Raw genomic sequence first — 14,136 nt, 5'->3', positions numbered from 1 at the left:
CTCGGACGCAACGGCGGCTAACTCGCGGCCGGGCCGCTACGGCCACTGCGTGGCCGCTGCTCCCTATGGGTCGCAGGTGGGGGCTGGGAGTGCGGGGAGTGCGGTCATGGTGGTTTTTGGGGTGTGCGGTACCGCCGGGGTGCGGTGATGGCGGAATTTGGTGTACGGGTTGTGATCGTGACCCGTTGTTACCGTTGTTGCGGGACCACACCGGGTTGGTCGGTGTCGGCTGGAGGGGGCTTGGGGGTTGCGGGTTGGGAGGGGGGTACTTCGGTGCCGGGGACGGGGCCGGTTACGCCGGGTTGGCCGCCTGGGTCGGACATGTCGGGCATGCCGGGGAGGGGAAGTGGTTGGGGGGCTTGGCGTCCGGGTGGTGCTGGTGAAGCCGGCTGTTCTGATGTCGGTGCGGGGGTTTGCGGTTGTGGTGGGGCGGGCTGTGGCGACTCGGTGGTCGGCGGCTTCGGGGGGAGGGGGTTCGAATCTTGTTGTGTGGGTGACTGACTCGGTGGTGCGGGCGGAGGCATGGGCGTCTCGCTCGGCGGAGTAGTCGGTGCCTGGCTCTGTGGCGCGGGCGGGGGAGCTGGCGTCTCGCTCGGCACCTGGCTTTGGGGCGCGGGCGGCGTGGTCGGCTCGCTGGGCGGGGAGGTCGGTGCCGGGCTCTGTGGCGCGGGCGCTTCGGTCGGAAGCGCGGGCGGCTGGGATCCGGGGGTGCTCGAGGGTGGAGCGGGGGCCTGGCTCGAGGGCGTGGGGGTCTCGGTCGGCGGCCCGGGGGTGGGCGTATCACCATGGGGTGCAGGGGTTTCCGATGTCGCCGGAGGTGGGGGCGTCGGGTTCTCGCCTGGTGTCACAGTGGCGCCGGGGGCGGGAGTGTCGCCGGGGTTCGGCGCGGATGTCGGGTTCTGCGGGGCTTCGGGTGAATTGCCCTGTGGCGCAGACGGTTCAGCTGGGGTCGGCGATTTCGCGGGTGGCTCTTTGCCCTTCGGCGTCGAATCACCCTCGGCACCAGGCGATTCCCCAGGTGCGGTGGGTAGTGCGGGCACACCGGTGCCGGCCAGTGAGTACGCCGGCTTGTAGATCATGTTCATCGCCAGCACAGCCTCCTGGCGCAAAGCCTCGGCCGCCATCTGCGCATCGATCACCTGCGCGCTCTCCAGCAGGCGGGCGATGGTGCCGATCGGGCCGGATCCGCCGGGCGCGACAACGGCCAGTTTCACGGCCTCCGCGGCGGCGGCGACCCCGCCCAGCCGGGCACCGACCTCGGCCATCACCACGGCCAATTCGTCGATGGAGGCGGCGAAGCTGCGGGTGCTGGCGGTAGCGGCGTCGGCGGTGGCGCCGGACCATTCGGCTTCGTTGATCGCCCGGTCGGCGCTGGATTTGGTCAGCGGCATCGAGGTGGTCAGGGTGGCGGCGGTGTCGAGCCAGGTGATCGATGCGCTGAGGATGGCGGCGGCGTCGATCTGTTGGGTGCGGGCGTAGATCTGTTCGTGCGGCATGGATTCGAAATGTTCCATCGCGCTGATGTAGGTGGGGTCGGTGCTCATCCGCGCACCCTCGTGTCGATCGCGCGCAGGGCGGCGGCCGCGGCGGCGTCGGCTTCTTCGAACAGGCCCGCGCTGAGCAGGAACGCCTCTTTCATGCGGTAGGCCGCCTCGATGTAGGCGTCGAGTAGTTCGGCGGCGTCGCGGGCTTTGTGCGCGAAGCCTGCCTGCAACTGCTGGGCGGACACGAAGCCCCCGAATCCCTCTGTCTCAGCGGCGTTTTCGAGCCCATGGCGCAGCTGCGCGAGGCGTTCTGCCTGCTGGTCGTAGATGTCCGCGCAGCGGCGCGCGGCGTCGGGGTCGAACTTCAGTGTCCCCGCCGTGGCGGCGCTGCGGAACCGGGAGATCTCGGCTCTGCTGCTCTCGATCGTCATCGCGTCTCCCCTCCAGATGATGATGCGGTGGAGTCCAGGCTAGCCGGACCTTCTGCTGTGTGAACTGTGCGCCGGCACTAACCTTCGCTGTAACTGGGCGGTGAGTTGCCCAATCGACGCGGGCACCACGTGCACGGTTTCACCGGCGCGCAACAGGTAGCGGCCGTCGTTGGCCACGTCGATCCAGCTGTAGTGCACCGGCGGATTCGGCACGGCATGGTCCAGACCGGTTTCGATGCGGATGTGACCTTCGGCGGTGTGCGGTCGGCGCAACAATCGCTGGATCCGCGGCACCGCGGGATGGGCCGCGAGCACGGTCTCCTCGTCGCGCACCGCCTCGGCGGCTGCCTCGCGGGCGGGTTCGCGTCCGGGCGGGGTGTCGGGCAGGCAGGCGGTGACGCGAGCACCGATTCCGGCGGAGTGCCCGATCGAAACACATACGGCGCCACCGTAATCGGGCCGGGTGCTCGGTTCCTGCACCACCAGCACCGCACGGTCGTACACCGCACAGCCCAGCAGTCGGATTTCGCTTCCGGGAGTATGGGCGCCCCCGACCAAGGTGATCCTGGCGTGCGGGTGCGCGATGATCCGCAGGCAGGCGGCGAGGTCGGGATCGCCCTTGGGTAGTCGGTGCTGCAGTCCCGCGCGTAATCGGGCCGCGTCGAGCTCGGTGCGCGGTGTCTCGAGCATCCGCAGCGGAAACGGCAGACGGTCCTGACCCGATTCCCGCCAGACGTGCGCGAATTCGTCAGCGGTGAAGGTCCATGCCATTGCCGATCCCATCCTTACCGAACCAGGACGAGGACAGCGTAACCGTCGTGTCCGATTTCGGCGCACCGATCAGCCGCCATCTGTTTCGAATGGAAACATCTATGAGTACCTCGGATGAGTATTTCGGCGGACGCTGAGAGCACGGAAGGCTTCTACCTTCAGGACAGACTCTCGAAGGGAGCGGTCATGTCCGAATACAGGTCGCGCACGCGCCTACTCACCACGGCGCTGGCGGCCGCACTCGTCCTGGCAGGCGCCGCCGCGTGCAGCGACGATTCCGGCCCCACAACCCATTACGGCGACCAACGGTCCATGGGCAACGGTCAGATCCGTACCTATGTGACCACGGATAAAGACGGCCACCCCACCGAACTGGGCCTGCGCATCCAGGAGGCGGCGGTCGAAGGGCTGCCGGTCCCGACCACCATGCCCGAGGGCCCGCCACCGGCCAGCCCCGGCCTGGCGCTCCCGGAACAAGCCAAGGACACCGTGGTCGACCACCTCACCTTCGACTGGGTCCCGCACGGTCACCCGCCGGTCGGCATCTTCGACAAGCCGCATTTCGACACGCACTTCTACTTCATCGACGATGCCGCGGTGCAGGCGATCAACCCGCAGGACCCGCAGTTTCTGGCCAAAGCGGGTGTGAAGCCGGACCTGAAGTACATGCCCACCGGCTACACCACCCTGCCCGAGCCGATCGAGATGCAGGCGGTGCCCGGGATGGGCGTGCACTGGGTCGACGGCACCACACCGGTGGTCCCCGGCCAGTTCACCCAGACGCTGATCAACGGTGCGTGGGACGGCCAGTACATCTTCACCGAACCGATGTTCACCAGGGACTGGCTGCTGACCAAGCCGTCGTTCACCGGCGACATCACCCAACCGCAGGCCTACCAGCACTCGACCCGGTACCCGACGACCTATTCGATCAGTTTCGACGACAAGGAGAAGGAGTATGTAGTCTCGCTCGGCGGTCTCACGCCCCGCACGGCGTCCTGAGGTCACAGCCTCGGTCATAACCCTGTAATAGCCCCTCACCTGCGAGTATGCTCTGGTACTCGGAGGTGAGGTGTGCCCACCGAGCTGATCGGACGCGAGGACGAACTGGCCGAGCTGCGGGGTCGGCTCGACGACGCGCTGCGTGGCGCGCCCCAACTGGTGATCTGCTCCGGCGAGGCGGGCGTGGGCAAAACCCGGTTGGTCGCGGAACTGGCCGGGCACGCGGCGCGGCGCGGCGTGCGCACGCTGTGGGCTCGCGCGCTCGAACTGCCCGACACCCCGCCGTTCTGGCTGTGGCATCAGGCGCTGGGCACCAGTGCGCCCGCGCCGGGTGCCGACCGGGTGTCGCTGTTCGACGGTTTCGCCGCCGGTCTCGACGGTGCTGCGGGTGTCGACGGTGCAGTGGGTCTCAACGGTGCAGTGGGTCTCAACGGTGCAGTGGGTCTCAACGGTGCTGGAGGTCTCGGCGGCACTGCGGGTGTCAACGGGGCTGCGAGGTTCGACGGTGCAGCGGGTCTGAACGGTGCCGGAGGTCTCGGCGGTGCTGCGGGCCTCGACGGCGCTGCGGGCCTCGACGGCGCTGCGGGCCTTGACGGTGCTGGAGGTCGCGCCGGGGCGGCTGGCGGCACGCTGCTGGTGATCGACGACATTCACTGGGCCGACGAACCGTCGCTGCAAGCCCTGCTCTACGTGGTCCGCGCGTTGCGTGAGCGACGAATCATGGTGTGCGCCACCGAGTGTTCCGGCGCGGCGGGCTCGGGCTGGACCAGCATCAAACCGGACCTGCTGCGCGAACCGGTCGCCGGGTCACTGGCCCTGCGCGGCCTGTCGCCCACCGACTCCGCCCACTGCCTTCGCGTCGAAGCGGGCCGTGAACTGCCCGCCCAGCTCACCGGCGAAGCCTACGACATGACTGCCGGAAACCCCTTCTACCTGCGTGAACTGGGCAGATCCCTGCGCGGAACCACCGACGACGCACTGCGCCTGCCCACCAGCCTGCGCGAGGTGGTCCGTGGCCGGATGACGCCGCGTTCGACTTCGGCGCAGGAGTTGCTGCGCGCGGCGTCGATTCTGGGCGAACGGTTCACCATCGCGGTGGCCGCCCGACTTGTGCAACGTTGCGCGTCGGACTGTCTCGCCGCGGTCGACGAGGCGATCGAGGCCGGGTTGTTGGCCACCGCCGATGAACCGGGCACGGTCCGCTTCACGCACGCGCTCGTGCGCGCCGCCCTGGTCGACGGGTTGTCGTTGCGGCAACGAGTGGTGTTGCACGAACGCGCGGCACTGGCGATCGAAGCGCTGTATCCCGATGCCGTGGAAGCGAATTCGGCCGCGCTGGCCTGGCATTGGGCCAACGCGGCCATCGGCGGCGAGCACGGGCCCGCCGTGCGCTGGGCCCGCCGCGCCGCAGACGTCGCCTTGCGAGCGCTGGCTTTCGAGGAAGCCGTGCGACTGTACGGTTTGGCGCTGACGCACGCCGCCGACCTGGACCCGATAGCGCGCGGCAGCCTACTGCTGCAACGAGCGGCGGCCGCTGGACGCGCCGGGGACCGCGCTCTCGCGAAAGCGGATTGCGTTGCCGCGCAGTCGATTGCGCGCACAGCCGCCAAGGGCTCGACGGTCGGCGAGATGTGGGGAATGTCGGAAACCTCGGATGTTTGCGCAGGCGCGGTCAATTCACCGCAGCGCCGACCCGACCCGGCGGTGTTGCTCGCCGAAGCAGCGCTGGTGCTGGAACCGATCGGTGATCGAAGCTGGGACCGCGATATTGCCGACGCCTGTGCCGAAGCGCTGGCATTGGACGCTTCGTGTCATCGGCTCGATGCGGAGGCGTCGAACGGGTCAGCGGATAGACCGATGGCCGATGGGCGGCGTGCCGACTCACGGCCGGGCGGGCCGGTGGTGGACGCACTGCATGGCGGACCGGTTGCCGACGCACGGGCCGGCGGGCCGGTGGTGGACGCACTACATGGCGGACTGGTTGCCGACGCACGGCCCGGCGGGCCGGTGGTCGACGCACTGCATGGCGGACTGGTTGCCGACGCACTGCATGGCGGACAGGTTGCCGACGCACTGCATGGCGGGCCGGTGGTCGACGCACTGCGTGGCGGACTGGTCGCCGACGCGCGGCGTGCCGGGCGAGGGGTCGACGCCTCGGACAGTGCGCCGACCGCGGGGGTTGTGCCCGAGTCGCTGCGGGCCCGGTTGCTCGCCCGCGCGACCGAGGCCGCGATCTATCTCGGTCACCTCGACGGCGTGGACGAATCCAGCAGGGCCGCACTGGAATCCGCGCAGCGCAGCGACGACCCCGGTGTACTGGCCGCCGCACTGCGCGCCCGTCAACTGGCCTGCAGTGGACCCGACCACCGCGACGAACACGGCGATCTCGCCACCCGGATGATCGACGCGGGCGAGCGTGCGCGCGATCCCGCGGTGGAGATGTGGGGCCGGTTGTGGCGTATCGACGCACTGTGGGAACAGGGCGAACTCGGCGAGATCACCGGCGAATTATCTTGTCTGCGTTGGTGTTCCGAACGCACCGGCGGTCCGATGTCGCGCTGGCACCTGCTCATCGCACAGGCAGCACTGGCTCAGGCGCGCGCGGAGTTCGACGAGGCACTTGATCTGGCGGGATGCGCGCACGAGCTCGCCGCGACCCTGGGACATCCGGCGGGGGAGGGCGCCTACCGCGCACTGCTGGCGATCGTCGGCCACCATCTCGGCCATCGACCCGAGGCGCTGATCCCACCGGCCGCACCGGAACGAGGCGAGGTCCGCAACCTGCTGTTCTCCGCCCTCGGCACCGCATTCCCCATGGTGGACAGCGGCCTGACCGACGAAGCGGAACCCTTGTACCGCAGTCTGGGACCACCCCAGAAGTGGTCTGTCCCACCGTATTTCCTACTCAACGTGCTCGCAGTCGGCGGCGCGATAGCCGCCGCGCTACGCATCGACGACGACATCACCTACTTCCGTGAGGAGCTGAGCCGATACCGCGGCCTGCACATCACCGGCGGGGGCGGCAACGCCCACTACCTCGGCCCGGTCACCCTGTGGCTGGGCAAATTCGCTGCGGCGCTGGGTGATCGGGAAACCGCACACCGTGAACTGCGCTGCGCGGCCCAGACCGCTCGCACGATCGGCACCCCCGGTTTCGCTGTCGAAGCCGACTGCGAGCTCGCCGAATCGCTGGTGCACGACGACCCGGCAGAGGCCGTCTCGATCGCGAAAAAGGCGTTGCCGGTAGCGATTTCGCTCGGCATGAAACCCTGGGCGAACCGTCTGCGCGCAGTAGCCGCGCGCGAACTCCGTTGCACCGCACTGACACCGCGCGAACGCGAGGTAGCCGACCTGGTCGCCCGAGGCCTCACCAACCACGAGATCGCCGCCGCGCTAGTGCTTTCCGACCGCACCGCGCAAAATCACGTCCAACACATTCTCACCAAACTCGGCTTCGCCAAACGCAGCCAGATCGCCGCGTGGGTGAGCGCTCAGTAACCCCGTGCGGGCTCGACGATCGCGTGCAACGTCTCGCCGGCCACGAACCGCCCCACATTCGCGCCCACATGATCGGCGAACGCCGCCAACCGCAGCTGCGGCGGGTTCGAATCGTGCGGGGTGATGATGGCGTTGGGCAGTGTCCACAGCGGATGCCCGTCGGGCAGCGGTTCCGGATCGGTGACGTCCAAGCCCGCGCCACCGATCATTCCGCTGGTCAGCGCGTCGACCAGCGCGTCGGTGTCGATCAGGCTGCCGCGCGCCACATTGATCACCCACGACGACGGCTTGAGCCGAGCCAGCTCGTCGGCGCCGATCAGATGCCGGGTGTCCGCGGTGGCCGGCGCCGCGACCACCACGTGATCGGTATGCGACCACACGCGCGCGAGCTGTTCGGTCGGCACCGTCTCCACATCGGCCGGAATTCCCGCACCGGTCACCCGGCGCCCCGACCGGTTCACCGCGATCACGTGCGCGCCCAGCGGCGCCAGCATCGGGATCAGCGCGCGTCCGATCCCGCCGGCGCCCACGATCGTCACGGTCTTCCCGCGCAACGACCCGATGTGCGGGAAGAACTCCCGCTGCTGCCATGACGTCGCGCGTAACTGCTCGGGCAGGTACCGCACCCCGGCCAGCAACAGCATCAGCGCGTGCTCGGCGACACTGTGCGAGAACGCGCCCGCCGCCGAGGTGAACTGCACCTCGGGGTGCGCGGTGAACACGCCCGCGGCGAAGAAGTCCTCGATCCCCGCGGCCGGCAACTGCACCCACCGCACCGACGGCGGCAGGGTCGCCGGGAAGTCGGCGGGTGTGCCGATCCAGATCAGCGCGTCGGCCTCCGCGAGTTCGCCGACCCGAGCCCCCGCGCCGACGACCGCTTTCTCGAGCAGGCGCGGTGCGGGCTGATCGGGGCCGATCGCGATCGTGGATTCCTGCACGAAAGACCTCCTGGGTTGATCGGCAGCCTGCGCTGCCCGAACGCTGTGATCGGCACCGCCTGCGCGGTCGGCGATCTTCGATTGTTCCTCGTCGCGGTCGACCGCGTGGGCGCGCCCTCGACCTCACGCGTCGTCGAGGTCGACGGGTTCGTCGATGCCGTGCCGATCGGCCAGTTCCAGCAGGGGCGTGATGTCGAAAACGGCCCGGTCCATGTCGGCCTGCAGGTCGCCCAGTTCCGCGTAGCGGGCGGGCACGGTCGCGATGGTGAAATCGCGCGGCACGATGTCGTCGATCTCGGTCCATCGCACCGGTGTGGACACCGTGGCCTCTGGCACCCCGCGCACCGAGTAGGCGGCGGCGATGGTGTGGTCGCGCGCGTTCTGGTTGTAGTCGATGAACAGCTGCGCCGGATCGCGATCCTTGCGCCACCAGGCCGTGGTGACGTCTGCGGGCGCGCGCCGTTCCACTTCGTGCGCGAAGGCCAACGCGGCCCGCCGCACCTGCTGGAATCCGTGTTCGGGCGCGATGCGGACGTACACGTGCATCCCGGACCCACCGGACGTCTTCGGCCACCCGACCGCCCCGAGTTCGTCGAGCACCTCGTGCACGACCCCCGCGACCCGCTGCACCCGTGACCACGAGCAGTCCGGCATCGGATCGAGGTCGATGCGCCATTCGTCGGGCGATTCGGTATCGGAGGCCCGCGAGTTCCAGGGGTGGAATTCGACCGTGGACATCTGCACCGCCCACACCACATCCGCGAGTTCGTGCACACACAGTTCGTCGGCGTGCCTGCCGTAGCGCGGAAAGAACACGCGCACCGTGGGAATCCAGTCCGGCGCCCCCGCCGGTACCCGCTTCTGATGCACCTTCCCGCCGGGCAAACCCTTCGGAAACCGGTGCAACATGCAGGGCCGATCCCGCAGCGCGTTGACGATCCCGTCCCCGACACTGAGGTAGTACCGCACCAGATCCAGCTTGGTCACGCCGAGCTCGGGAAAGTACACCCGGTCGGGATTGCTGACCCGCACCGTGTGCTCACCCACCGGCAGTTCGACCGCAGGCGCCGCAGACTTGGCCACCCGCCCCACGATAGACGAGCAGGCCCGCTCCCGAGGGGAGAGCGAGCCCGCGTCACCGGCGACTACAGCTCGTACACCCCGAATGCCCGGTGCTGGATGCACATCGGCATCACATGAACCCGCTCACTCCACGCGAATTTGTCTGCGGCTTCGATGGTTTCTTGTTCGGCGACACAGACGGTCGCGGTGCCGGGCATGGTCAGCGGGTTGAGGACCGCCAGCGGGATACCGGCGTGGATGCCGCTGTAGAGGCCGCCGCTGAAACACAGCGGCGTGATCGCGATGCCGCGCTGGGCGCTTTCCCGGTCGGCGGCGGCCTGTGCGCCGGGCACGCCCGAGCAGTCGAGGGGGTTCTCGTTCGACGCCTGCGCGGGAACGGTCAACAGGGTGAATCCGGCCGCACAGCCCGCGGCAACGGCCATCAGGTTTCGAGCAAATGTGGTCCTGGTCATAGGCGCATTCAAGCATTGGACACCGGAGGTGGACACAATCTGGGCGGCGTGTTGGCTGTTTTCCCGGCGTGGGCGGGTCAGGTGGGGGTGGCCAGGGCGAACGGCAGCACCGCGTCGGCGCCGCTGGCACGCAGGGCCTGCGCGGCCACGGTCATGGTCCAGCCGGTGTCGGTGAGGGTGTCCACGAGCAGGATCGGGCCGTGTACATCGGACAGGTCGGGGACCTCCCAGGAGTCGAACAGCCCGGCTACCCGGTGGGCGGAGTTCGCGGCGGAGACCGGCGGGCGGTCGGGTCGGGTGTGCAGGGTGCCGAGGTTGTCCAGTTTGCCGATCTGGGCCAGGCGGGCGGCCAGGCTGGTGGTGAGCTGGGGGTAGCGGGGGTTGTCCAGGGCCAGTACCGAGGTGGGGCGGGTGGCCCAGGTCCAGTCGCGCAGCACCGCGATGCAGGCGTCGAAAACCGCGTCGGGCACGGGGGCATCGGGTGCGTCGAGCAAGGCCCGCAGGCGATGGCCCCAGCCCAGATCGGTGAGTCTTCCGACAACCCGGCCGGTTTCGGCGCCGCCGGTGATCTTGCCCGACAACGGGATTCCCAATTTCGCCATGCCGCTGGGCCACTGTTTGCGTGGCGCGAGGTCCAGGCCCGGACGATCCAGACGGGCTCGGGTGGCGGCGATCGCGGCCTCGTCGACGGTGGTGTCGGGGCTGGTGCCGGTGCAGTTGTCGCAGCGGCCGCAGTCGCCGGCCTCGTTCAGGCCGGGGTCGTCGAGTTGGCGGCGCAGGAAGGTCATCCGGCAGGTGGCCGTGGACTGGTAGTCGATCATCGCCTGCTGTTCGGCGTCGCGCGCGGCGGCCAGGCCCTCGTAGCGTTCGGTGTCATAGGCCCAGTCCTGGCCGGTCGACAACCAGCCACCGCGCACCCGACGCACGGCACCGTCGACATCGAGCACCTTCAGCACCATTTCCAGACGCGACCGGTTCAGTTCGACCAGTGGTTCCAATGCCACCGTCGACATCGGTCGGTCCGTATCCAGCGCGGCGAGCACCGAGCGCACGATGTGCTCACGCGGGAAGGCCACCGACGCGAAGTAACTCCAGATCCGCGCGTCCTCCGGCCCCGGCAGCAGCACCACCTCGGCGCGTTCGGTGCCGCGGCCCGCGCGACCGACCTGCTGGTAGTAGGCGATGGGCGAGGACGGCGCCCCCACGTGCACGACGAAACCCAGATCGGGCTTGTCGAAGCCCATTCCCAGCGCCGAGGTCGCGATCAAGGCCTTGACCTCGTTGTTCAGTAGCGCGCCTTCAAGCATTTCCCGTTCGGCCGGGTCGGTTTGGCCGGTGTAGGCGGCGACGGTGTGGCCTTGCGCGTTCAACACGTCGGCCAGGTCGTTGGCCGCGGCCACGGTGAGGCAGTAGATGATGCCCGAACCCGGCATCCGGTTCAGCTGTTCGCCCAGCCACGCCGTGCGCTGCACCGCGTCGTCGAACCGCACCACCGACAGATGCAGCGACTCGCGATCCAACGTGCCACGCAACACCAGCGTGTCGGTGCCGATCTGCCCCGCCACATCGGTGACCACCCGGTCGTTGGCGGTAGCGGTGGTCGCCAGCACCGGCACCTCGGACCCTAGATCGGCGATCAGCGTTCGAATCCGGCGGTAATCGGGCCGAAAATCATGCCCCCAGTCCGACACACAATGCGCCTCATCGATCACCACCAGCCCCGCGTCGGCCGCCAAGCGGGGCAGAACCTGATCGCGAAAGTCCGGATTGTTCAACCGTTCCGGACTCACCAGCAGCACGTCGACCTCCCCGTCGGCCACCCGCTGATGGATCTCGTCCCACTCGGTCACATTCCCCGAATTGATCGTGGCCGCCACCACCCCCGCCCGATCCGCGGCCGCCACCTGGTTACGCATCAACGCCAACAACGGCGACACGATCACCGTGGGCCCGCGCCCCGCCCGCCGCAACAACTTCGCCGCGATGAAATACACCGCCGACTTACCCCACCCCGTCCGCTGCACCACCAACGCCCGCCGCCGCTGCACCACCAACGCCTCGATGGCCACCCACTGATCCTCCCGCAACCGCGCACCCGCCCCCGCGAGCTCCCGAAGCAACTCCTCAGCACGTTCGCGCAGGTCAGGAGCCGTCAGATCGAGCAAGTCATTGCCGGTCGCGGAGGTCATGGCACCATCCTGCCCCACCCCACCGACAACAACGCCGACGTCACAACGAGCACCGTGCGGACACGGGCGTCTGGGTGGCCGATAGGCTGCGGCGCGCTCGGGTGGGCTGCGACGATGGGGACGGTGGGAGCATGATCGACAGGGCAAAGCTGGGTTCGCTGCTACTGGCGGTTTCCGTTCTCGCCGGCTGCGGGCAGTTGGTGCCAGGGTCTCCGGTTCCAGGAGAGCCGATGTCGGCACCGCCTACACGTGGCCTCCCGTCGAGTGAGCGGGAACTGGCCGCAGCACCGGCGACGGCAGAACTGATGGCGCGAATCCGCGCGGCGGACCCCTGCGCGAGCCATGACCGTGTGTTCGCACAACGCTTCGGTCGCGTTGTCGACGGCAACCTGTTCACCGGACTGGCGGGGTGTGCCATCGTGGCGGAGTCGGTTGACGAGCCCGGCATTGCCTACGTCTTCGACTTCGAACTGGCACATCGTTACCTAGTCGAAGACCGAGCTGACGACACCGCCGAGGAAGTGGCCGGAAAGCAGGTCTTTCAGTCGTCGACCTATCGCGACCTCGGCGACGGCTACACCTGTGCGTACTACCTCCCTGTCGGGTTGACCGGGCTCGCCCACATGGTGCGAGGCAAGCGAACCCGCTCGGCAGGTCAGTCCGCGCACTGGCCGCAGCGGTGCGAGGCAACGCGCGACTACCTGGCCGCCGTCGCCGACTCCTTGCTGGCGCTGCCACCGATCACGAACCCGTCGAGCCCGGACCGAAAGACCTTGACGCACAAGAGCCCGTGCGCCGCCACGGCACAGATCGAGGCTCAGTTCCCCGGATGGACCGTCGAGTCGACAGCGTGGGCGGGCGTGTACTCGTGCAGCCTCACGCTGTCGAAGACAGGCAACCGATACCGAATCACCGTCGCGGTCGGCTACCGACGCGACAACGAGCAGGCCGCGATCGGCCCGGCGGCGCGGGTGATTTCGCGCGAAGGGCTCAACGGCGTCGAGTTCGGCGGCGACTCGGACGCACGCTGTGCCGAGGTCGTGGCCTACCGGCCCGCCGACCCTGCACGAGCGAACAACGCGCACCTGATCAATGTCGACGTCTCCGCGGCACCTCGCGACTCACCTGTCGCCACGGCCGCTGATCTGCCTGTCGACCTGTGTGAGTCCGCCGCCGCCACGATCGGTGTGGTGATCCGTGCAGCGCGCTGAAGGTCTGGGCGCGCAGGGGTCGCGACTGTCCTGGCGCACTTGAATTTCGGCCCGAACGACCCCGGCGCTGGTGGGGTGACAGGCGATCGCGCTAGGTCGTTGTGGGCGATCAGCGGGTCGCGATCATCGCTGCGATTCGGGCGTGATCGGGGAGGGACGAGCTGGCGCCGAGGGTGGTGGTTGCCAGGGCGCCGGCGGTGTTGGCCCAGGTCAATGCGGTGGGGGCGCCTTGGGTCCAGGTGGCGATCAGGCCGCCGGTGAACGCGTCGCCTGCGCCGGTTGTGTCGACTACGTCGACGGGCAGGCCGGCGGCGGACAGCTCGGTGCCGTCAGGGCCTCGGTACACCGCGCCTGCCCCGCCGAGCGTGCGTACTACGTGCGCTACTTCGGTGATCTCGGCTGAATAGTGTTCGTATTCCAGTGAATTCACCACGGCGAGGTCGACGTGGGCCCAGAGGTCGGCGGGTAGCGGGCGGACGGGCGAGGGGTTCAGCGCGACGACGGTGTTCGACGCGCGAGCGTGGCGTGCGGCGGCGGTGACCGTGTCGAGGGGAATCTCCAACTGGCACAGCAGGATATCGGCGTCCGCGATGGCGGCGAGTTCGGCGGGAGTCAGCTCGGTCACGCGACCGTTGGCGCCCGCCACCACGATGATGCTGTTCTCACCGGCGCCGTCCACGACGATCGAGGCGATCCCGCTGGGACCCTCGACCCTGCGCAGCAGTGAGATGTCGACCCCGGCCGCCGACAGTGTCGACGCCAGTTCCGTCCCGAACGCGTCATCGCCGATCGCGCCGAGAAACCGCACCCGTGCCCCCGACCGTGCCGCCGCGATCGCCTGATTCGCCCCTTTCCCGCCGGGAACAGTGGCGAACCCGGACCCCAGCACCGTCTCACCAGGTGCGGGCCTGCGATCTGTGCTGGTGACCAGATCCATGTTGACGCTGCCCAATACGACGACAGTGGGCGCCACACAGCGATTCATAGCGCCAATCTAGCCGCGATCGCCGCCGTCGGTGTCCGGCCTGTGGATAACCGCACCGAGGCCGAAAACCCTGTGGATAACTCGGTCCCGCC

At 68.8% G+C, this 14,136-nt stretch carries 11 protein-coding genes; 3 read left to right on the top strand and 8 right to left on the bottom strand.

Annotation, left to right across the window (positions count from 1 at the left end; genetic code table 11):
- Positions 1-188: 188 nt before the first annotated feature.
- Genes ACFWVD_RS23290 through ACFWVD_RS23280 form a run of 3 tightly spaced genes read right to left on the bottom strand, consistent with a single transcriptional unit; the run spans position 189 to position 2,686 of the window.
- Positions 189-1,544 carry a hypothetical protein gene (locus ACFWVD_RS23290; protein ID WP_379246077.1) on the bottom strand — a complete coding sequence of 452 codons (1,356 nt, stop codon included), beginning with the start codon at positions 1,542-1,544 and terminating at the stop codon, positions 189-191.
- Entirely contained in the window at positions 1,541-1,915 is a 375-nt protein-coding gene (locus ACFWVD_RS23285; protein ID WP_379246075.1) for a hypothetical protein, read from the bottom strand. Before ACFWVD_RS23285 ends, ACFWVD_RS23290 begins: the two co-directional genes overlap by 4 nt.
- A 39-nt stretch (positions 1,916-1,954) precedes the next feature.
- The gene (locus tag ACFWVD_RS23280) at positions 1,955-2,686 is read right to left on the bottom strand and encodes an ESX secretion-associated protein EspG (protein WP_379246073.1); all 732 of its coding nucleotides are present in this window, start codon (positions 2,684-2,686) and stop codon (positions 1,955-1,957) included.
- A 186-nt stretch (positions 2,687-2,872) separates the two neighbouring features.
- On the opposite strand from ACFWVD_RS23280, the gene ACFWVD_RS23275 reads away from it, so the two are divergent.
- Together ACFWVD_RS23275 and ACFWVD_RS23270 are read left to right on the top strand one after the other, a co-directional pair.
- Positions 2,873-3,688, top strand: coding sequence for a DUF5602 domain-containing protein (locus ACFWVD_RS23275; protein WP_379246071.1), 816 nt, complete (start codon positions 2,873-2,875; stop codon positions 3,686-3,688).
- A 72-nt stretch (positions 3,689-3,760) separates the two neighbouring features.
- Positions 3,761-7,186 carry an AAA family ATPase gene (locus ACFWVD_RS23270; RefSeq protein ID WP_379246069.1) on the top strand — a complete coding sequence of 1,142 codons (3,426 nt, stop codon included), beginning with the start codon at positions 3,761-3,763 and terminating at the stop codon, positions 7,184-7,186.
- Here ACFWVD_RS23270 and ACFWVD_RS23265 read toward each other — a convergent pair.
- From ACFWVD_RS23265 to ACFWVD_RS23250, 4 genes are all read right to left on the bottom strand, one after another.
- A complete protein-coding gene (locus ACFWVD_RS23265; protein WP_379246067.1) occupies positions 7,180-8,124 on the bottom strand; it encodes a D-isomer specific 2-hydroxyacid dehydrogenase family protein in 945 nt (314 codons plus the stop codon). The genes ACFWVD_RS23270 and ACFWVD_RS23265 overlap by 7 nt on opposite strands.
- A 123-nt stretch (positions 8,125-8,247) precedes the next feature.
- Positions 8,248-9,216, bottom strand: a complete 969-nt coding sequence (gene ligD, locus ACFWVD_RS23260; RefSeq protein ID WP_379246065.1) for a non-homologous end-joining DNA ligase — start codon at positions 9,214-9,216, stop codon at positions 8,248-8,250.
- A 53-nt stretch (positions 9,217-9,269) separates the two neighbouring features.
- Positions 9,270-9,659, bottom strand: coding sequence for a hypothetical protein (locus tag ACFWVD_RS23255; RefSeq protein ID WP_379246063.1), 390 nt, complete (start codon positions 9,657-9,659; stop codon positions 9,270-9,272).
- Between the two features lie 77 nt (positions 9,660-9,736).
- Positions 9,737-11,848 (bottom strand): RecQ family ATP-dependent DNA helicase, encoded by a 2,112-nt coding sequence (locus tag ACFWVD_RS23250; RefSeq protein ID WP_379246061.1) that lies wholly within the window; start codon positions 11,846-11,848, stop codon positions 9,737-9,739.
- Positions 11,849-12,078: 230 nt separating this feature from the next.
- On the opposite strand from ACFWVD_RS23250, the gene ACFWVD_RS23245 reads away from it, so the two are divergent.
- Positions 12,079-13,059: a hypothetical protein gene (locus ACFWVD_RS23245; protein WP_379246059.1), complete on the top strand. Its 981-nt coding sequence runs from the start codon at positions 12,079-12,081 to the stop codon at positions 13,057-13,059.
- A gap of 109 nt (positions 13,060-13,168) precedes the next feature.
- Here the strand turns inward: ACFWVD_RS23245 and ACFWVD_RS23240 are convergent, their stop codons facing one another.
- Positions 13,169-14,044, bottom strand: coding sequence for a ribokinase (locus ACFWVD_RS23240; RefSeq protein ID WP_379246057.1), 876 nt, complete (start codon positions 14,042-14,044; stop codon positions 13,169-13,171).
- Between the last annotated feature and the right edge of the window lie 92 nt (positions 14,045-14,136).

The sequence above is a fragment of the Nocardia sp. NPDC058666 genome (assembly GCF_042714895.1).
In the GTDB taxonomy this organism is placed as follows: Bacteria; Actinomycetota; Actinomycetes; order Mycobacteriales; family Mycobacteriaceae; genus Nocardia.
This window is presented reverse-complemented; position numbering and strand designations above follow the sequence as displayed.